We start from the raw sequence: 21,295 nt of genomic DNA, 5'->3' as shown, positions 1-21,295 counted from the left end.
TTATCTGCGGTCTTTTGTCCAAAGCCTTATCTCCTAAAGATAATTTTGTAAAATTGAAATATCATGAAAAAAACTCTTTGTGTATCAACTCTTTTATGTTTAGCCGGACAGCCGCTTGTGGCACAGGAACGTCCGAATGTTATTGTTTTTCTGGTTGATGATATGGGCCTTATGGATACTTCGCTTCCGTTTCTAACGGATGAGGCAGGTAATCCGGTCCGTTATCCGCTGAACGACTGGTATCAGACTCCGAATATGGAGCGTATGGCCCGCCAGGGAATTCGTTTTTCTACTTTCTATGCGCAAAGTGTCAGTTCTCCTTCCCGCGCATCTATCATGACCGGCCAGAACTCGACCCGGCACAGAACGACCAACTGGATCAATTCTGAAACAAATAACAAAACACCTTTCGGTCCGACAGACTGGAACTGGAAAGGTATCTCGAAGAATGATGTAACATTGCCCCGTGTGCTGCACGAAGCCGGATATAAAACGATTCATGTCGGCAAGGCTCATTTCGGTTGCCAGAACAGCGACGGGGAACTGCCTCAGAATATAGGTTTTGATGTGAATATAGCCGGTTCTTCCATCGGGCATCCGGGTAGTTATTACGGGGAAAACGGATATGGAAATATAAAAGGGCAGAAGGCTCGTGCTGTTCCGGGATTAGAAAAGTATCATGGTACGGATACATTCCTGAGTGAAGCTCTGACATTGGAAGCCAATGAGCAGATCACTGAGGCCGTGGGGGAGAAGAAACCTTTCTTTTTATATATGTCCCATTATGCAGTTCATTCTCCTTTTGAAGCAGATAAACGTTTTGCCGACCATTACCGTTATACGGGAAGGCCGAAAGTCGCGGCTGATTTTGCTACGTTGATCGAAGGAATGGATAAATCGTTGGGTGATATTATGGATCACTTGGAAGAATTAGGGATTGCCGAGAATACATTAATTATATTTCTGGGTGACAATGGTTCCGATGCCCCTCTGGGAGATGATAAAGGTTACACTTCTTCTGCTCCTCTGCGTGGAAAGAAAGGTTCTGAATTTGAAGGTGGTGTCCGCGTTCCGTTTATTGCTTGCTGGGGTAAGCCGGATATGAATAATCCGGTTCAAAAACAATTACCGATTGAAGTAGGTGGTGTCCAGTTACAGATGGGTACAGTGATGGATATCTATCCGACACTTGTTTCTTTGAGCGGAGCAAAAAATCCGAAGGGACATATTGTCGATGGTGTCGATCTGCGGGAGCAATTGGAAGGAAAGAGAAATAATAGCCGTCCGGAAACTGTCCTGATGCATTTTCCGCATGAGCATCGGGGAAGTTACTTTACTACTTATATAGAAGGAGATTGGAAACTGATTTATTATTATAACCCGGAAAATCCATCCGAACCTCGTTGTCGTCTGTATAATCTAAAGAAAGATCCGGGCGAATCACTGGATGTGTCGGAAAGAAATCCTAAATTATTGGTTAAGATGGTAAAAGCAATGACGGCACAACTCGATGCCGAAGGTGCGCTTTATCCGGAAGATGCGAAGGGAAATGTGCTGAGGCCGGTTTATTAAAAGAGGAAGTAGCAGACGTATGGAGTAAAAAATAACACGTAATGTATTGTATACTCAGAAAAACTTCTTACCTTTGCCCCGCAAATTTTAAGTATTAACAAATATAAAACAGCGTTTTATGAACAATTATGAAACCGTTTTCATTTTAACTCCCGTTTTGTCTGACGCACAGATGAAGGAAGCGGTAGAAAAATTCACGAACCTCCTGAAAGAACAGGGTGCTGAAATCGTGAACGAAGAAAATTGGGGATTGCGCAAATTAGCTTATCCTATCGACAAGAAAACAACAGGCTTCTATCAGCTGGTTGAATTCAAGGCAAATCCGGAAACTATCGCTACTCTGGAAGTTCACTTCCGTCGTGACGAACGTGTGATCCGCTTCCTGACTTTCCGCCAGGACAAATATGCAGCAGAATATGCCGCTAAGAGAAGAAATCTGAAATCATCTAAAGAAACAGTAAAGGAGAATTAATCATGGCAGCAACTCAATCAGAAATCAGATATTTAACTCCGCCTTCAGTAGACGTTAAGAAAAAGAAATATTGCCGTTTCAAAAAGAACGGTATCAAGTATATCGATTACAAAGATCCTGAATTCCTGAAGAAATTCCTGAACGAACAGGGTAAAATTCTTCCGCGTCGTATTACAGGTACTTCTTTGAAGTTCCAGCGTCGTATCGCTCAGGCTGTAAAAAGAGCTCGTCACCTGGCGTTGCTTCCTTACGTAACCGATTTAATGAAATAATAAAAAGAGAGGAGACAGAATATGCAAGTTATTTTGAAAGAAGATGTAATCAATTTAGGTTACAAAGACGATATCGTAACAGTAAAAGACGGTTACGGACGTAACTTTCTAATCCCCACGGGTAAGGCAGTAATCGCTTCTGAGTCTGCTAAGAAAGTATTAGCTGAAAACCTGAGACAGCGTGCTCACAAATTGGCTAAGATCAAAGAAGATGCTCAGGCATTGGCTGCAAAGTTGGAAGGCGTTGCATTGACTATCGGTGCAAAGACCAGTTCAACAGGTACAATCTTCGGTTCTGTTACAAATATCCAGGTTGCTGAAGCTTTGGCAAAAGCTGGTTTCGAAGTAGAACGTAAGATTATCTACATTAAGGATGCTGTTAAGGAAGTAGGTAACTACAAAGCAATCCTTAAACTTCACAAGGAAGTTTCTGTTGAAATTCCTTTCGAAGTGGTTTCTGAATAATTCAGTAAACGATATAAAGTTGAAAAGGGCGGTCCTTCGGGATTTGCCCTTTTGTGGTTTTATATGGTTGGGTGGACTCCTTTTATATTGTATAAAGACTCATCTGGTTTTGTTTTGTTGTCCTATGGGCCGGATACCGGAATGAACGACGTTAAACAGGCTATGACTAATTATTTATAGAAAAAGACTTCTCTTTATCAGTAAAAAAATGCTACATTTGCCCCGAATTTGCATAAAATCGTTTACTGTGGCTAGAATATCTTTTCTATATATTAATCTGTTGATGGCCTTGTTTTTGACTCTTCCTGTACTTCAGGCGAGAGAGAAGACTTTTACTGTCGTGATTGATGCCGGTCATGGAGGAAAGGACCCTGGGGCTCGCGGTACCGTTATCGATGAAAAAGCCATTAATCTTTCTGTGGCTTTAAAACTCGGAGACAGGATAGCGGCCAGCCATAACGATGTAAAAGTTGTTTATACCCGTAAGACAGACCGCTTTATAGAACTGGATGAACGTGCGAATATAGCCAACCGTAATAAGGCGGATCTTTTTATATCCATCCATACAAATTCAGTCAAAAAAGGTAGCACAGCTCGTGGAACGGAAACTTATACGTTAGGTTTGGCTCGTACCGACGAAAACCTGGCTGTGGCTATGCGTGAAAACTCCGCCATTTTGCTGGAAGATGACTATCAGCAGAAGTATGAAGGTTTTGATCCGAATTCATCCGAATCCTATATTATTTTTGAGTTTATGCAGAATAAGCATATGGAGCAGAGTATTAGTTTTGCTTCAGAGATACAAAAATGCTTTGTCTCGGCAAAACGGGCAGATAGAGGGGTAAGGCAAGCCGGTTTTCTGGTTTTGAGAAAGACAAGTATGCCGAGCGTTCTGGTCGAACTGGGTTATATTTCAAATCGGGATGAGGAGCGTTTTATGAAATCTTCGGATGGGCAAAACCGACTGGCGAGTGCTTTGTATGACGCATTCAACAGGTATAAGAAAGAATATGACAGAAAGCAGGGAGGAGTATCCGGATCTACGCCGAGTATAGCAAGCTCGGAGGTGTCTTATGTTGAATATGAAGCAACGGAAGAGACTGTGCCTGCCGGTAGTGAAGAGGATATTCTGAATAAAAAGAAAAATACTTCGGTTTCTTCACAAAAGAAACAAACTGCTGCGACTCGGACAAAATCGAATGCAACAGGGAAAATTGTCTATAAAGTGCAAATTCTTACTTCGGATAAAAAACTTTCTCCGGGGGCAAAAGTGTTTAAAGGATATAAGAATGTAGACTTCTTTGTGGAGAAAGGAATCTATAAATACACCTATGGCGAAACGACCGATTTCGATTCGATCAGGAAGTTGCGCCGACAGGCTGCCAAAGACTTTAAAGATGCTTTTATCGTAGCATTTAAAGATGGCAAAAAGGTAAAGTATTAAAAGAGAAACATATAATTTAAAAGGATGAAAAGTATATTGACCAAAGAGGCAAAGATTGGACTTGTAAGTATTATTAGTTTGGCGTTGCTGTATTTCGGGATTAATTATCTGAAAGGTATAAATTTATTTAAACCGGTAAATCATTATTTCGTTACATTTCATAATGTGAAGGATGTGACGGTATCCAGTCCTGTTTATATCGATGGTTTTAAAGTGGGATTGGTAAGAAGTATTGTTTATGATTATGAGAATACAGATAAAATAACGGTAGAGATCAGTCTGGATGATGAAATGAAACTTACGACGGGAAGTTACATTACGATTATAAAGACGCTTCTGAGTGGTGGCGAACTTCATATTCATCTGAATAAATATGTAAAGGATTATTTAAAGCCTGGGGCTACGATTGAAGGAAAGATGGAAGAGGATATGATGCAGTCCGTGCAGGAGAAGATTCTGCCGGGAGTGGAAGACCTTTTGCCCAAGCTGGATTCTATACTGGGCGGTTTGCAGGTGCTGATCAATCATCCGGCTATTACGCAGTCTCTCGATCATATAGCGAAGACTACAGGTAACCTGGAGGCTTCTACCCGCCAGTTGAATACTATGCTGAGTAAAGACGTGCCGGGTATTATGTCTGATTTGAAAGTGATAACTGGTAATTTTAATGAGGTGAGTACCAGTTTAAAAGATTTGGATCTGGCGACTACCGTCAATTCCATTAATGCGACTTTGGCAAATCTGCAACTGACAACAGACAAGTTGAACCAGAAGGATAATACATTAGGATTGTTGCTGAATGACAGAAGTTTATATAATAATCTGGATAGTACGATGATAAATGCATCAAGGTTGTTACTGGATCTGAAGCAGAATCCGAAAAGATATGTTCATTTTTCTGTTTTTTAACCGAAAAGAATATTAAATCATCTAATCTTATTTAGAATTTTTCCAATTAAGGAAAAAACTGTCTAAACGTAATTTTAGAGATGCATAAGGCCTTTAGATAGAGGAAAATAACGTAGTCTACGGGCCTTTTTGCATGAGAAACAGTGGGATAGCGTAATAATTAAAAGTGCCCCAAAATAAAGGGCTCTTGAATGAGTAAGTATTTAAGTGGTTGTAAATCAGAGTTGTTTTCTATAACTTGTTGACACTAAATGCTATATTAAACATTCAAAAGAACCAAATAATTCGGCACTTTTTTTTTCCGAATTAATTTCTAAACTTTGTAGTCGGAAAAATAAAAAAGTATAGTTGGGAGAGTAATAAATCATGCAGACTGAATATCAGACATTGTGGAATAAATGCCTCGCTGTCATTAAAGACATCGTGCCGGAGGCCGCTTTTAACACATGGTTCATGCCGATCATACCTTTATCCTATGAGGATAATAAGTTCACGATCCAGGTGCCGAGCCAGTTCTTTTATGAGTACCTTGAGGAGAAATACGTAAATGTATTGAAAGTTACACTATATCGTGTAATAGGTCAGGGTACGATTCTTAACTACCGTGTTATGGTAGATAAGACGACTGGTGGCACCGTAGATTATCCGGCAGAGAATGGTTCGGTAGCAGTAAAGAAGATAACTCCCAAAGATGCGAATAAGGCTCCCAATCCATTTGTACAGACTGCACCTCAGGATTTGGATCCTCAATTAAATCCCAAGTATAACTTTGATAACTATTTTGAAGGGACCAGCAATAAGTTAGTTCGTACGGCAGGTGAGGCTGTTGCACAGAATCCTGGGAAGACGACGTTTAATCCTTTATTTATTTTCGGACCGTCAGGGGTTGGTAAAACACACTTGTGTCATGCCATAGGAACCCGTATCCGTGAACTTCATCCGGAAAAGAAGGTGTTATATGTTTCCTCTCACCTGTTCCGTGTTCAGTTTACTGATGCAATCCGTAAGAATACAACGAATGACTTTTTGAATTTTTACCAAAATATCGATGTCCTGCTATTGGATGATATCCAGGAATTGATCGGTATGGATAAGACTCAGAATACATTCTTCCATATATTCAATCATCTTCATCAGCTGGGAAAACAGTTGATCCTTACTTCGGATAAGGCGCCTGTCGATTTGCAGGGGATGGAGGAGCGATTGATAACCCGTCTGAAATGGGGGCTTACAGCTGAGTTGAGCCGTCCGGATCTTGATTTGAGAAAGAAGATCCTGAAGAATAAGATCAACCATGACGGTATCGTTATTCCGGATGAGGTATTCAACTTCATAGCGAATAATGTTACTGAAAATGTACGTGATTTGGAAGGTATCCTTGTTTCATTGATGGCGAATGCTGTTATTAATAATAAGGAAATAGATCTGCCTCTGACAAAACGTGTGGTAAGTCAGGCTGTCCGTCTGGAGAAAAAACAGCTCTCTGTTCAGATGATTCAGGAAATCGTATGTAATTATTTCAATCTGGATCAGGCAGTCATTCAGACACGCTCCAGAAAACGTGAGATTGTGCAGGCTCGTCAGATTACGATGTACCTTGCCAAAAAGTATACCGATTGTTCTTTTTCCCATATAGGGAAGATTGTAGGAAAGAAAGATCATGCCACAGTATTGCATGCCTGCAAAACAATCAAGGACCAGATGGAAACAAGCAAGTCTTTCCGTTCGTCTGTTGAAGAGATCGAGGTTAAATTAAGAAGCTGATAAATCATTTTATATAGGTGGAAAGGATGTCGTTTTATATGGCATCCTTTTTCTGTTTTGGGAAACATGGAAATATTAGTGGTTTTCTTTTTGGAAAATATTTTTGGGTTTGTGAAAAGTTAATGTGTTGATTTTCATATATAGTATAAAATGAATTGGAAAACCTGATATTCTTTTCGATTTTAGTTGTTGAATAATTTGGTCAATAAATAAAGTATTCTTAAACTTGCACTATTATTAATACAGTAATTATCGTGAACCATAAAACTTACACATTCGATGAAGCATTTAAGGCTTCACTGGACTACTTTACGGGCGACGAACTTGCCGCTAAAGTATGGGTAAACAAGTATGCTTTGAAGGATGCATTCGGGAATATTTATGAGGAATCTCCCGTGGATATGCACCACCGCCTGGCAAGTGAAATTGCCCGTGTAGAGAAAAAGTATCCTAATCCTTTATCAGAACAGGAACTTTTTGACCTATTTGATCATTTCCGCTACATCGTTCCGCAAGGAAGTCCGATGACGGGGATTGGCAATGATTTCCAGATTGCCTCACTCTCTAATTGTTTTGTTATAGGATTGGACGGAGAAGCCGATTCATATGGTGCAATTATCCGGATTGATGAAGAGCAGGTTCAGTTAATGAAGCGCCGCGGAGGTGTGGGACATGATTTGTCGCATATCCGTCCGAAAGGCTCTCCTGTTAAAAATTCAGCTCTTACATCTACTGGTTTGGTGCCGTTTATGGAGCGTTATTCTAATTCGACACGCGAAGTAGCACAAGACGGTCGTCGTGGGGCGCTGATGTTAAGTGTATCAATTAAGCATCCGGATTCGGAGTCCTTTATTGATGCAAAAATGACTGAAGGAAAAGTTACCGGGGCAAATGTTTCGGTGAAGATTGATGATGATTTTATGAATTCCGTTGTTAGCGGAACTTCATATAAACAACAATATCCGACTGACTCGAATGAACCGACTACAGTAAAAGAAATCGATGCGGCTGCTTTGTGGAAGAAGATCATCCATAATGCATGGAAGTCGGCTGAACCCGGTGTTTTGTTCTGGGATACTATTTTGCGTGAATCTGTTCCTGATTCATATGCCGATCTGGGATTCCGTACGGTTTCTACCAATCCGTGTGGTGAAATACCTCTCTGTCCCTACGATAGTTGCCGTTTGCTGGCTATCAATCTTTATTCATATGTCGTAAATCCGTTTACAAAAGATGCTTACTTTGATTTTGATCTGTTCAAAAAACATGTAGCATTGGCACAACGTATCATGGATGATATTATCGATCTGGAATCTGAAAAGATCGAGAAGATTCTTGAAAAGATTGATTCTGACCCGGAATCAATGGAAGTGAAGGAAACGGAACGCCATTTGTGGGAAAAGATACAAAAGAAGACATTGCAAGGCCGTCGTACCGGTGTGGGTATCACTGCTGAAGGCGATATGATTGCGGCTCTGGGACTGCGTTACGGAACGGACGAGGCAACAGAGTGTGCAGAAGAAATCCAGAAGACATTGGCCTTGGAGGCTTATCGTTCTTCCGTAATGATGGCTAAAGAGCGTGGCGCTTTCGAAATCTATGATTCGAAACGTGAGGATAAGAATCCGTTTATCAACCGTTTGCGTGAAGCTGATCCGGGATTGTATGAGGATATGCTGAAGTATGGTCGTCGTAACATAGCTTGTCTGACTATTGCTCCGACAGGAACAACCAGTTTGATGACACAGACAACTTCCGGTATCGAGCCGGTATTCCTTCCGGTGTACAGACGTCGTCGTAAGGTAAACCCGAACGATGCGGAAACGCGTGTCGATTTTGTGGATGAAACCGGAGATGCATTCGAAGAATATGTCGTATTCCATCATAAGTTTGTAACCTGGATGCAGGCTAACGGTTATTCCGTTATCAAGAAATATACTCAGGAAGAAATTGATGAGTTGGTTGCTAAATCACCTTATTATAAAGCTACTTCAAATGATGTAGACTGGTTGCAGAAAGTCCGGATGCAGGGACGTATCCAGAAATGGGTGGACCATTCTATCAGTGTCACTATCAACCTGCCTTCCGATGCATCGGAAGAATTGGTAGATTCTTTGTATGTTGAAGCATGGAAGTGCGGATGTAAAGGCTGTACGGTTTACCGTGACGGTTCCCGCTCAGGTGTACTGCTCTCGACAGAGAAGAAAAAAGAGAAGAAGGATGATTGTAATTGCATGCAACCGCCGGTGATTGTTTCTACCCGTCCGCGTGAACTGGAGGCTGATGTTGTGAAGTTCCAGAACAACCGCGAAAAGTGGATCGCTTTTGTCGGTTTGCTGAACGGTCGTCCGTATGAGATCTTTACCGGTCTTGCCGATGATGACGAAGGCATCATGTTGCCGAAGAATGTATCCAAAGGAACGATCATCAAGAGTTATGATGAAGACGGCAAGAAACATTATGATTTCCAGTTCAAGAACAAGCGTGGTTATAAGATGACTATCGAAGGTCTGGACGGAAAGTTTGATCCCGAGTTCTGGAACTATGCGAAACTGATCTCCGGCGTATTGCGTTACGGCATGCCTATCGACCAGGTTATCAAGTTGGTTCAGGGAATGGAACTGAACAATGAATCGATCAATACCTGGAAGAATGGGGTTGAACGCGCATTGAAGAAGTATCTGCCGAATGGCACGGAAGTAAAAGGACAGGTGTGTCCGAACTGTGGTCTGGAAACCCTTATCTATCAGGAAGGGTGCCTGATCTGTACGAACTGCGGAGCTTCAAAGTGTGGATAAGCGTAACATAACAAATATTTTTATAGGAATGCGGGGAAAATCCCCGCATTTTTTATACCTTCGTCTCCGGAACTAAATTTGATACACATGAAAGTCACCTTTAATATAAACTTCCATACCGTTTGGGGACAGAAGTTATGTATAGTAGGGTCTCTTCCGGAGCTTGGCTCATGGGAGCCTGCTTTGGCTAAAGAGATGAACTACAAAGGGGATGGAAACTGGCAGCTTGAGCTGGAGTTGGAACTTACATCGCCGCAACAGACTATAGAATACCGCTACTTTTTAAGTATAAACGATAAGCAGATATTTGAAGAGTGGGAGAAAAACCATCAGGTCACATTTGAAGGACATGCCAATCATTATACTTTATATGACTACTGGCAGATACGTCCGGCTAATCTGGCATTCTACTCATCGGCTTTTACTAAAAGTCTGTTTGCACATCCCTGTAATACATACGAAAGAGTTGTTAAGAGCGGAAAGAAACTGACAATAAAAATATCGGCTCCCCGGGTGGAGAAATGGCAGAGTGTTGCCATAACCGGAAACCAGGAATGCCTGGGAAACTGGCATCCGGATAAAGCGTTGATACTTAGTTGCGATACCTTTCCCGACTGGCATATCGACCTGGATGCCAATGATATCATTTATCCATTGGAATATAAGTTCCTGGTATATGATAATGACAAACACCAACCATTATATTGGGAGGAAGACGAAAACAGGAAGCTGGACTTGCCTCCGCAGGATTTCGGAGAAACAGTAGTGGTCTCCGGTCTGTCTTTTCGTGATAACTTACCGTTGTGGCGGTGTGCTGGGACAGTTATCCCTGTATTCTCTTTGCGTTCGGAACAAGGATTCGGTGTCGGTGATTTGGGAGACCTCCGTATGTTGGTTGACTGGGCAAAGAAAACCCGTCAGCGCATTATCCAGGTGTTGCCAATGAATGACACGACTATGAGCCATACCCGGAGTGATTCTTATCCTTACAGTGCCATTTCTGTTTATGCGCTCCATCCGATGTATATCAGCTTGCCTTTGATGGGCGAATTGAAGGATGCGGACAGGGCTGCCTTCTACAAGGCAAAACAGGAAGAGTTGAATGCAAAGGATTTTGTCGATTATGAAGCGGCGGTAGGATATAAGCTGGCTTATTGCCGTGAGTTCTTCAGTCAGGAAGGACAAGCCATTCTGTCGAGTCCGGAATACCGTGAGTTTTTTGAACAAAGCCAATCCTGGCTGATGCCTTATGCCGCTTACAGTTATCTGCGTGAGAAGTACCAGACTTCCGATTTTACGAAGTGGGATAAGAATGCAATCTATAATAAGTCTCAGATACGCGAACTTTGCTCGGAAGACAGTGACGCCTATCCGGAGATATCCTTTTATTATTTCCTGCAATATATATTACATACTCAATTCAAGTCGGTATCCGACTATGCCCGTAAGAATGGCATTGTCCTGAAAGGCGACCTCCCTATCGGAGTGAACCGTACCAGTATCGATGCCTGGACAGAACCACAGTATTTCAATATGAACGGCCAGGCAGGAGCTCCGCCCGACGACTTCTCTGTCAATGGGCAGAACTGGGGATTTCCGACTTATAACTGGGATATTATGGAGAAAGACCATTTTTCCTGGTGGAAGAAGCGTTTCCATAAGTTGAGCGACTATTTCGACTGTTTCCGTATCGACCATATCTTAGGCTTTTTCCGTATTTGGGAAGTCCCGTTGGATTATATACAAGGTCTTTGCGGACATTTTAATCCGGCTTTGCCTTTTACCCGGGAAGAGATTGAACAGTACGGATTAACTTTCAATGAAGCACGTTTTACTACACCGCATATTAACCGAAAGTTCCTGCCCGAGTTGTTTGGCGATTTGGCAGAGGAGGTAGAAGGAACCTATCTGGCACAGTCTTCATCCAATCATTTCGTCCTGAAATCATTCTGTGATACACAACGGAAGATAGAAGCCATATTCGGTGGGAAAACAGACGAAGTGTCTTTACGCCTGAAAGACGGATTGTTTGCCATAGCCAATGAGGTACTGTTTTTGCGTGACCCACAGGAAAAGGAAAAATTCCATCCGCGTATTTCAGCCAGCCATTCCTATATATACAGTGAATTGAATACATCCGAAAAGTATGCCTTCGACCAACTGTATTGGGATTTCTTCTATCATCGGCATAACGACTTTTGGAAGGCACAGGCATTCAAGCGGCTGACTCCTTTGGTGGGTAGTACCAACATGCTGGTGTGCGGGGAAGACCTCGGGATGATTCCTGAATCGGTGCCTGATGTAATGAATAAGTTACAGATTCTGAGCCTGGAGATTGAACGGATGCCAAAGACTCCTCAGCGGGAGTTTTCCGATTTGTTCAGTCTGCCGTATAATTCTGTTTGCACTACATCGACCCATGATATGTCACCGCTCCGCAATTGGTGGAAGGAAGACCGCGAAAAGATACAGCGCTATTATAATAATGTATTGCATTATGAAGGGCAGGCTCCCGGGGAATGTTCGTCGGAAATTGCCGTCCGGATTATAACAAACCATCTGGCAACAAATTCTATGCTGACCATTATTCCTTTACAGGACTGGTTTGCTATCGACGATACAGTGAAGAGGAAAGATATCGAAGCCGAACGAATCAATGTCCCGGCCAACTCAAACCATTATTGGTGCTACCGGATGCATATACCATTGGAAAGGCTGTTGATGAAAGATGAGTTTAATGATAAGGTTGCGCAACTGATTGTCGCTTCAGGAAGAAAATAAGTAATAGTATATAAAATTAAAAAGCCCGGTAAATTTACTGGGCTTTTGTTTTCTTCGTCATATCGGATGACATGTTGCAAACACCGTTGAAACGGGCATTCGGCTCTATTTCCAGCGATTGGGTAAACACGTCTCCTTTAATATTAGCGGTAGCTTTCAGTACCAGTTTTTCGGTGACACGTACGGAACCTTCCACTTCGCCCAGGACTTCGGCATTGGTAGAAATAATGTTGCCTACTACACGTCCTTTGGGACCGACTACGATTTTTCCACTGCAATTGATGTCGCCATCTACCTGTCCGTCTAATCTGAAATCAGTTTCTGTAATAATATTACCTTTTACGTTTGTTCCGGCGGCGAGGGTATTATGTAGGCCACCGGCAGAGTTTTCATCTTTTTGTTTTATTCCCATCATAAATAGTTTGTTTGCTTAATCGCAAATATAGACTATTTTTTTGCAGAAAGGTTTACTTTATCTACTTTTACAGATAAAATAACGAAAAATGACAGTACAAATAGAACTGGAAACCATGAAATTTTACGCCTGTCATGGGGTCTCCCCGCAGGAGACACGTGTCGGTAATACGTTTGTGGTAAACCTTGTATTAACGGCTCCCCTTGAAAAGGCGGTAGCCAGCGATGACCTGGAAGATACGATAAATTATGCCGTTGTCTACGAAGTCGTAAAGCGTGAAATGGCTATCCCTTCCAAATTACTGGAACATGCGGCGGGACGTATCCTGGCAGCCTTGAAGGATACTTTTCCGCAACTTCTGGCTATCGAACTGAAACTCTCCAAGTTGAACCCGCCTTTTGGGGGCGATGTTTACAGCGCCTCTGTAATTCTAAGGGAGAGCTACGGTTAGTATTTGGATAACTTTCTCTATCTTTGCATTATTAAAGCACAAATAAACAAAACACCATGGCATTTACCAACAACGTAATGATTGTCCGCCACGGATTGATGGCGAAGTTAGTTAAACTTTGGAAGGAAAATCGTCTGCTCGACGAGATTGACCGTTTGCCCATAGAGTTGAGTCCCCGTAAATCGAAAGTAATAGGCCGTTGCTGCGTACATAAAGAACGTGCCGTATGGAAATACAAGACACTTCCTCTTCTGGGATTTGATATGCAGGACGAAGTTGACGAACTGACACCGCTTTCCGAGTACGCTAAACGGGCGCTGCTCCGTCCGGAAAACAAGAAAGAGAACCTGATGTGCGTTGTGGATGAAGCATGTTCTTCCTGTGTACAGGTAAACTATGAAATTACGAACCTCTGCCGTGGTTGTGTGGCGCGTAGCTGTTATATGAACTGTCCGAAAGACGCCATCCAGTTCAAGAAGAACGGACAGGCGCGGATTGACCATGACACTTGTATCAGTTGCGGCAAATGCCACCAGAACTGTCCTTACCATGCAATTGTTTATATACCGATTCCTTGTGAAGAAGTTTGCCCGGTCAAGGCTATCAGCAAAGATGAATACGGCGTGGAGCATATCGACGAATCGAAATGTATCTACTGCGGTAAATGTATCAATGCCTGTCCTTTCGGTGCTATCTTTGAAATATCACAAGTGTTTGATATCCTGCAACGTTTGCGTAATAAGGAGAAGATGGTAGCCATTGTGGCACCTTCCATCCTGGCACAATTCAGTGCACCGGTGGAAAGTGTGTATGGAGCGATTAAGGCAATGGGATTTGAGGAGATTGTGGAAGTCGCCCAGGGAGCGATGGAAACGACCCGCCGGGAAGCGGAAGAACTGAAGGAAAAGCTGGAAGAGGGACAACCGTTCATGACGACCAGCTGTTGCCCGTCGTATGTCCAGCTGGCAGAGAAACATATTCCGGACCTGAAGAAATATATCTCTTCAACCGGTTCCCCGATGTATTATACGGCCCGTCTCGTGAAAGAAAAACATCCGGACGCCAAAGTCGTTTTCATCGGCCCGTGCGTTGCTAAACGTAAAGAAGTAAAGATGGACCCGGCAGTCGACTTTACGCTGACTTTCGAGGAAATCGGTTCGGTGCTGGAAGGCCTGGGTATAAAGGTGGAAGAAGCGAAACCGTTCTCCGTCCTTTATAATTCCGTGCGTGAAGCACATGGCTTTGCCCAGAGCGGCGGTGTGATAAATGCCGTGAAAGTCTATCTGAAAGAAGAACAGGTAAATGCCGTACAGGTAGCTAACCTGACAAAGAAGAACGTCGCCCTGCTTCGTGCTTATGCCAAGACGGGAAAGGCTCCGGCACAGTTTATCGAAGTGATGGCCTGCGAAGGCGGGTGTGTAACCGGTCCTTGTATCCACGCCGATAAAGTAACCGGACAGAAGCAGCTGATTAAGGAACTTACTAAATTCTAAACAACAATGACAAAGAAAATCTTATTATCATTCTCATTGGCCGGTGCGATGCTGTTGACTGCATGCGGCCACCGGGAATTACCGGCGATGGGAGATTATTCCGTGCAGGTATTCCACGACACTCCGGTGAAGTTCGCCCCGGACCAGTATGCCGGTTACAGTGAACCGGGAGCAGACAGTATCTACCATCTGGTAAACGGACGTATCATCCTGAAGAAGGTTACATTGCCCGACTATAAACGCAATGTCTCCGTGAACCTGAAAGTAACAATCGCCTCCAACGGTGACCGTTGGGATAAGTCCGGTTCCTGCTTCATCCTCCCCAAAGAGTCGGCTATCAATCTGCTGAACATAGCAAAAGGAGAGAAGCAATTTCCCGCAGTAGACAGTACGAAATTGGAAAACTTGATTGGTATTGTTTCCGGTGAGGGTTATGAACCGACTGTCGAACTGATGCGTTTTATGACCCCGTTCGGTGTTGGTCATTACAGCAATGCAGACGATAGCCTGAGTAGCAAACGCAAGCCTGTTTATATCGACCAGTGGGCCGACAGTGTGAGCTGGGAGCAGAATATCACCGACCTGTATCCTTTGCTGGAAGGCGGGGCTTATGTGGGTGTCTTTATCGATACCTGGACTCCCGAAGGATATATTGCCAGTGTTACCATTGATGTGGACGAATCGGATATAACCTGTGACGCGTTGCCTAAAAGACATGTGGAACCGTTGATGAATACAGTTTACTATATCGGTCAGTCTTATCCTGATATTTTTGCCCGTAAAGATGTGTCGACCGGCTTTACCGTTCCGGAAGGAGCAAAGAACGTGCGTCTGAAATATATCGTTACCGGACATGGCGGTCATAGTGGAGGTGACGAGTTTGTACAGAAGCGCAATATCATTTCTGTGGATGGCAAGGAAGTGCTGAACTTTATCCCGTGGCGTAATGACTGTGCTTCTTTCCGCCGTTTCAATCCGGCAACGGGCGTGTGGTTGGAGAAACGTCTGGCCTCTTATATCGGAGAGAAAGGATATGCGGAGAAAGAAGTGGAAGAGCCTGTCGCTTCTTCCGACTTTTCCCGTTCAAACTGGTGTCCGGGTTCCGATGTGATGCCTGAGGAGGTCGAATTGACCGATATCCAACCGGGCGAACATACATTTACCGTAAGCATCCCCGAAGCTCAGGAGATAGATGGCAATAAACTGAATCATTGGTTGGTGTCTGCTTATTTAGTCTGGGATGAGGAATAATATGCCAATATGTCAATGTGCCAATATGCCAATGAGGGTACTTTAATTGGCACATTGGCATATTATCACATTAAATCATTATTATTATTATGGATACACTATTACCTTTTGCCCTTTTGTGCTTCACTTCTTTTTTCACGCTGACAAACCCGTTGGGCACTATGCCGGTTTTCCTGACGATGACTAACGGGATGAGTGACGATGAACGCAAAACCATCGTGCGCCGTGCTACCATCGTATCCTTTATCACGCTGATGGTTTTCACTTTCTCGGGGCAGTTCCTGTTCAAGTTCTTCGGTATCTCTACAAACGGTTTCCGTATTGCCGGCGGTATTATTATCTTTACCATCGGATTCGACATGCTTCAGGCACGTTATTCCAAGGCAAAACTGAAGGATGAAGAGGTAAAGACGTATGTAAACGATATCTCCGTCACCCCGCTCGCCATTCCGATGCTTTGTGGTCCCGGTGCGATAGCCAACGGTATCATGCTGATGGAAGATGCGGATACGTTGATAAAGAAAATACTGCTGGTGAGTGTGATAGCATCGGTCTATTTTATCACTTTCCTGATACTCCGTGCTTCCACCCGGCTGAACAAATATATGGGTGAGACGGGTAATAACGTGATGATGCGTCTGATGGGACTTATCCTGATGGTTATTGCCGTGGAATGTTTTGTAAGCGGTTTCAAACCAATAATGATTGATATATTGCAACAAGCTAATTTATAATGGAAGGAATACAGGTGATTGGCTTCGATGCCGATGATACACTTTGGGTAAACGAAACTTATTTTCTGGAGACAGAGCAGAAGCTCCACCTTTTGCTTGCTCCCTATGTAGATGGCGAAACTGTCTCGGCTGAACTGTTCCGCACGGAAAGCCGCAACATGCCTCTTTACGGTTACGGGGTAAAGGCTTATATCTTGTCTGTCCTGGAAACGGCTATCCGTATCACCGGTGGTAAAGTCCCGGCAAGTGTACTGGAGCAAATCCTGGCCCTGGGAAAAGAACAACTCACCAAGCCGGTAGAACTGCTGGATGGAGTGGAGGAGACACTGAATGCGTTGGTTGGCCGTTACCGTCTGATTGTTGTGACCAAAGGCGACCTGCTCGACCAGGAACAGAAACTGCGCCGCTCGGGTATCGAGCATCTTTTCCATCACGTCGAGATAATGAGCGACAAGACCGACCGTGAATACCGTCTGCTATTGAAGCATTTGGATATTCGTCCCGAAGAATTTCTGATGATTGGCAACTCTGTCCGTTCCGATATCCTCCCGCCTTTGGAACTTGGCAGTTATGCTGTTCATATCCCTTACCACACTACCTGGGAACATGAAAAGGTGGATGAGCCTGTCGTAAACCCGCGGTTCTTTACTGTCGATTCGTTGTGGGATATTATCTCTCTGCTTCCTTAAATCGGTTCATTACAGGTTTTATCCTTTGGGGTCCTGACAATTAATCCTTTTTGTTATGATTTTTAAATATGTAATATATACGTTGCAAATATGCAAGGTTGAACTTTCGGAAATGTAAAGCATACCTTACATATATGTATGCTTAATCTTTCTTTTCTAAAAGTCCTGACAAAAAAGGTTAGATATCATATCCTTTCCACTTAGATATTATGAAGAAAGTACTTAAAGGTCGGAGTATTTCTTTTTCCCTTTCAAATAGAAAGCGAGGATTAGGCTGCTGCGCATCAGTTCCGGGATAATCGGAAGCGTTGTCTTTGCCAGGTTCTCCCTGCGTTTCTCTGTATATTCCGGTTTCATATCGAAAAAGGCTTTGCGGGCCTCATATACGGCCTTGGCATTTTGAATATGGCCGCATAACAGGAATTTCGTAGCAGCTATATAATCCAACCAGAAGCGGGCACGCATTACAGGTTTCAGGTCTTTTTCGGGAAGGTTCTTGTAAAGCATCAGCAGGTTATTGCGGAAGTTGAGGAAAGTCTTGCGGGGACTCTCCACCTGCAAAGTCGCCCCTCCGACATGATAAACGACCGATTGGGGCGTACATACCAGCCGATACCCCCGCGAACGTAACCGCCAGCACATATCTATCTCCTCCTGATGGGCAAAGAAACCGGCATCGAGGCCGCCTACTTCCTTATAGGCGGCGGTACGGATAAACAGGCAGGCCCCTGTTGCCCAGAGGATATCGGCAGGCGTATCATATTGGGCTTCGTCTTTTTCTACTATATGCAGAATGCGTCCCCGGCAATAAGGATACCCGTAAATGTCCATATAACCGCCGGCAGCTCCGGCATATTCGAAATATTCCTTGTTGCGCTGTGCCCGTATCTTAGGTTGGGCGGCGGCGATGGTAGTATCGGCTTCAAGGGCAGCCAACGGTGCGTCGAGCCAGCCGGGCGTTACTTCGACATCACTGTTCAGCAGGACGGTATATTCGTTGTCGAGTTGTTTGAGTGCCTGGTTATATCCTTCGGCGAAACCGTAGTTCTTATCCAGCCGGATAATGCGGACGGAAGGGAACTTTTCCTGCAACAGGGCTATCGAGTTGTCGGTAGAACCATTATCGGCCACGACTACTTCCGCCCCTTCTGCCGGACTGTATGCTATTACCGACGGGAGAAATTCTTCCATCAGCTTCGCACCGTTCCAGTTAAGGATGACGATGGCTACTTTTTTAGTTGACAGATGGGGGAAGGAAGTAGTATTATTTGTCATGATATATTTATTATAGTGACTGGTTGTAACTGTTTCCCCTCTCGAGAGGGGATAAGGGGTGTGTTAAAGCTAGTTATAAGGCTGAACCATAACACACCCCCTGCCCCCTCTCGAGAGGGGAGGGGATTACTCCCGTTTATATTTCCAACGTTTATGTGTCCAGAGCCAATAGGCCGGATTGCGGAGAATCATCTTTTCCGTCATGCGGGCGTATGATTCGGTAATCTCGTTCTCGGCAGTCTGTTTGGCATGGGCGGTCATCAGCTTCATTTCGACTGTATAGTAGCCGCGCTTCACTTTCTGTACATCCAGGAAGATGACTGGCAAATCCAGTTTACGGGCGATACGTTCCGCACCGTTCAGCATAGCGGTATCCTGGTTCAGGAAGGTAGTCCAGTAATGCAGGTTTGCCTTGCTGGGTGTCTGGTCGGCTATGAAGATAACGATGTTGTTGTTGCCTTCTTTCTTCAACGTCATCATGTCGCGTACCGTGTCGTTCTTCTTCATTCCATAAGAACCGAAGCGGGTGCGCAGATAAATGAACAGGCGGTCGACAGCTTTGTTATTTAACGGCCGGTAGATTTGCCACAGGCACGAATCGGTATATACCAGGCTGGAGGCACTGAACCATTCCCAGTTGCCGTAATGGCCCATCAGCATCATCACTGTTTTTTGTCCTTCTGCCTGCAAACGGGTTGCCACTTCGGGATTTTTGATATGGGCACGGCGCAATACTTCTTCGGGAGAGATATGCGCCAGTTTGATTGTCTCGACGATATAGTCGGCAAAATGATGGTAAAAGGCCCTTTCCAGCCGGCGTAATTCTATTTCCGATTTCTCGGGGAAAGAGGCTTCCAGGTTGCGGCGCACTACTTTTATCCTGTAACGAATCACCCAATAGATAAGTACATACAGGATATCGGACAGTACATACAGTACCGACATCGGTAAAAATGCATGCAGCTTGGCCCATGCAAAGATTAATCCGTATTGAATTTTATTCCACATATCAACCGATAGTTACTAATTCACAATTTAATGCGGTACGGTCTTCGTTCCATCCGGTCAGCGTCACCCGTCGGGTTTCGTTTACCAGCGAACTGTTGTAAGGTATCTCGATTTTAATATAATTCTCTGTAAAGCCGTGCATCCGGCCGTCTTTGCGGGTATGTTCGAATAAAACTTCCGCCTGGCTGCCGATATGGGCGTCGTAGAAAGCATGAAGTTTCCTGTCGGAAATATCCAGCAGTTGCTGGCTGCGGGCATGTTTTACTTTCGGGTCGACCGAATGGGCAATCTTCAACGCTTGTGTTCCTGGGCGTTCCGAATAGCTGAATACATGCAGCTGGCTGATGTCCAGGCTGTCGATAAAGTTGCGGGCATCTTCGAAGAACTCGTCCGTTTCGCCGCGTGTCCCGACAATCACGTCCACCCCGATAAAAGCGTGGGGCATGATTTCCTTAATCTTCTCAATCTTATGACGGAAAAGGGCCGTGTCGTAACGGCGTTTCATCAGTTTCAGCACCTCGTCGCTTCCGCTCTGTAAAGGGATATGGAAGTGAGGGGCGAACCGTTTGCTGGAGGCTACGAAGTCGATGGCCTCGTCTGTAATAAGGTTCGGCTCGATGGAAGAAATGCGGTAACGTACGATACCTTCCACTTCGTTGAGTGCACGAATCAGGTCGATAAAAGTCTCGCCTGTCGACTTGCCGAAGTCGCCGATATTGACTCCGGTCAGCACGATTTCTTTTCCACCTTTGGCAGCTACTTCCCGTGCCTGCTCCACCATACTGGCGATTGTGCCGTTGCGGCTTCGTCCGCGGGCAAAAGGAATGGTACAATAGGAGCAGAAGTAATCGCATCCGTCCTGTACTTTCAGGAAATGACGCGTACGGTCGTCTGCCGAACAGGAAGGGGAGAAAGTCCGTATATCTTTAGTCTGTGAGGCAACGACTGCGCCGCCTTCTTCTTTCTTTTTCAGGTCATCCAGATACATTAATATATCCAGTTTTTGCTCTGCACCCAAAACCAGGTCGACCCCCTCGATATGGGCCACCTCTTCCGGTTTGAGTTGCGCGTAACAGCCGGTCACAACAATAAAGGCTCCCGGATGCTGTTTGCTGATGCGACGGATGGCCTGGCGACATTTCTTATCGGCCAGTTCCGTAACCGAGCAGGTGTTTACGACACAGATATCTGCTTTCTCACCCGCACGGACTTTACGTACGCCCTGCTCTGCCAATACCTTCCCGATGGTGGAGGTCTCTGCGAAGTTGAGCTTACAGCCCAGGGTATAATAAGCAGCTATTTTATTTTCAAATACGGTTTTGTCTATCATTGCGATTGAATTATCGCGCAAATGTAATTAAAATTATTGACATGTAGATTGTTGGTGTTTTCTGTGGTTTCAGTAATCTCGTTATTAGGTCGGGTTTTATGAAATGCGCTGTTTTATAAATGGTGTGGCGAATAATAAATATTGATTATCTAGGTCTATTATAAAAGCTTTC

Annotated in this window: 18 protein-coding genes; 14 read left to right on the top strand and 4 right to left on the bottom strand. The window is 44.1% G+C overall.

Annotated features, from left to right (window positions below; translation table 11 throughout):
- Positions 1–63: 63 nt before the first annotated feature.
- The 9 genes from NBH14_RS06570 (at position 64) to NBH14_RS06530 (ending at position 12,477) form a co-directional block, all read left to right on the top strand.
- A complete protein-coding gene (locus NBH14_RS06570) occupies positions 64–1,572 on the top strand; it encodes a sulfatase (protein WP_128133162.1) in 1,509 nt (502 codons plus the stop codon).
- Between the two features lie 118 nt (positions 1,573–1,690).
- Positions 1,691–2,044 (top strand): 30S ribosomal protein S6, encoded by a 354-nt coding sequence (rpsF, locus tag NBH14_RS06565; RefSeq protein WP_007654157.1) that lies wholly within the window; start codon positions 1,691–1,693, stop codon positions 2,042–2,044.
- A 2-nt stretch (positions 2,045–2,046) separates the two neighbouring features.
- Positions 2,047–2,316, top strand: coding sequence for a 30S ribosomal protein S18 (rpsR, locus tag NBH14_RS06560; RefSeq protein ID WP_007654155.1), 270 nt, complete (start codon positions 2,047–2,049; stop codon positions 2,314–2,316).
- Between the two features lie 21 nt (positions 2,317–2,337).
- The gene (rplI, locus tag NBH14_RS06555) at positions 2,338–2,781 is read left to right on the top strand and encodes a 50S ribosomal protein L9 (protein ID WP_007654153.1); all 444 of its coding nucleotides are present in this window, start codon (positions 2,338–2,340) and stop codon (positions 2,779–2,781) included.
- 247 nt (positions 2,782–3,028) lie between these two features.
- The gene (locus NBH14_RS06550) at positions 3,029–4,225 is read left to right on the top strand and encodes an N-acetylmuramoyl-L-alanine amidase family protein (protein ID WP_233566776.1); all 1,197 of its coding nucleotides are present in this window, start codon (positions 3,029–3,031) and stop codon (positions 4,223–4,225) included.
- A gap of 24 nt (positions 4,226–4,249) precedes the next feature.
- Positions 4,250–5,134, top strand: a complete 885-nt coding sequence (locus tag NBH14_RS06545) for an MlaD family protein (protein ID WP_128133160.1) — start codon at positions 4,250–4,252, stop codon at positions 5,132–5,134.
- 366 nt (positions 5,135–5,500) lie between these two features.
- Positions 5,501–6,898: a chromosomal replication initiator protein DnaA gene (gene dnaA, locus NBH14_RS06540; RefSeq protein WP_128133159.1), complete on the top strand. Its 1,398-nt coding sequence runs from the start codon at positions 5,501–5,503 to the stop codon at positions 6,896–6,898.
- A 254-nt stretch (positions 6,899–7,152) separates the two neighbouring features.
- Positions 7,153–9,696, top strand: a complete 2,544-nt coding sequence (locus NBH14_RS06535; RefSeq protein ID WP_186958328.1) for an adenosylcobalamin-dependent ribonucleoside-diphosphate reductase — start codon at positions 7,153–7,155, stop codon at positions 9,694–9,696.
- Positions 9,697–9,783: 87 nt separating this feature from the next.
- A complete protein-coding gene (locus tag NBH14_RS06530; protein ID WP_186958327.1) occupies positions 9,784–12,477 on the top strand; it encodes a 4-alpha-glucanotransferase in 2,694 nt (897 codons plus the stop codon).
- 34 nt (positions 12,478–12,511) lie between these two features.
- On the opposite strand, the gene NBH14_RS06525 is transcribed toward NBH14_RS06530, so the two are convergent.
- Positions 12,512–12,892, bottom strand: coding sequence for a bactofilin family protein (locus tag NBH14_RS06525; protein ID WP_186958326.1), 381 nt, complete (start codon positions 12,890–12,892; stop codon positions 12,512–12,514).
- An 88-nt stretch (positions 12,893–12,980) separates the two neighbouring features.
- On the opposite strand from NBH14_RS06525, the gene folB reads away from it, so the two are divergent.
- From folB to NBH14_RS06500, 5 genes are all read left to right on the top strand, one after another.
- Positions 12,981–13,343: a dihydroneopterin aldolase gene (gene folB, locus NBH14_RS06520; RefSeq protein ID WP_007654144.1), complete on the top strand. Its 363-nt coding sequence runs from the start codon at positions 12,981–12,983 to the stop codon at positions 13,341–13,343.
- Positions 13,344–13,399: 56 nt separating this feature from the next.
- Entirely contained in the window at positions 13,400–14,836 is a 1,437-nt protein-coding gene (locus NBH14_RS06515) for a monomeric [FeFe] hydrogenase (RefSeq protein WP_186958325.1), read from the top strand.
- A gap of 6 nt (positions 14,837–14,842) precedes the next feature.
- The gene (locus tag NBH14_RS06510; protein ID WP_186958324.1) at positions 14,843–16,087 is read left to right on the top strand and encodes a PNGase F N-terminal domain-containing protein; all 1,245 of its coding nucleotides are present in this window, start codon (positions 14,843–14,845) and stop codon (positions 16,085–16,087) included.
- 89 nt (positions 16,088–16,176) lie between these two features.
- On the top strand, positions 16,177–16,821 hold the full coding sequence (locus tag NBH14_RS06505) for a MarC family protein (RefSeq protein ID WP_128133153.1): 645 nt from the start codon (positions 16,177–16,179) through the stop codon (positions 16,819–16,821).
- Positions 16,821–17,510 carry an HAD family hydrolase gene (locus NBH14_RS06500; protein WP_186958323.1) on the top strand — a complete coding sequence of 230 codons (690 nt, stop codon included), beginning with the start codon at positions 16,821–16,823 and terminating at the stop codon, positions 17,508–17,510. The genes NBH14_RS06505 and NBH14_RS06500 overlap by 1 nt, the downstream gene beginning before the upstream one ends.
- A gap of 222 nt (positions 17,511–17,732) precedes the next feature.
- Here NBH14_RS06500 and NBH14_RS06495 read toward each other — a convergent pair whose 3' ends face one another.
- From NBH14_RS06495 to mtaB, 3 genes are all read right to left on the bottom strand, one after another.
- Positions 17,733–18,785, bottom strand: a complete 1,053-nt coding sequence (locus NBH14_RS06495; RefSeq protein WP_186958322.1) for a glycosyltransferase family 2 protein — start codon at positions 18,783–18,785, stop codon at positions 17,733–17,735.
- 126 nt (positions 18,786–18,911) lie between these two features.
- Entirely contained in the window at positions 18,912–19,793 is an 882-nt protein-coding gene (locus NBH14_RS06490; protein WP_007654137.1) for a lysophospholipid acyltransferase family protein, read from the bottom strand.
- Position 19,794: 1 nt separating this feature from the next.
- Positions 19,795–21,123, bottom strand: a complete 1,329-nt coding sequence (gene mtaB / locus NBH14_RS06485) for a tRNA (N(6)-L-threonylcarbamoyladenosine(37)-C(2))-methylthiotransferase MtaB (protein ID WP_186958321.1) — start codon at positions 21,121–21,123, stop codon at positions 19,795–19,797.
- Positions 21,124–21,295: the final 172 nt, after the last annotated feature.

The organism is Parabacteroides caecihominis (assembly GCF_023656785.1).
GTDB lineage: Bacteria > Bacteroidota > Bacteroidia > Bacteroidales > Tannerellaceae > Parabacteroides > Parabacteroides segnis.
The sequence above is the reverse complement of the archived record's forward strand: the minus strand, read 5'-3'. Positions and strand labels throughout refer to the sequence as shown.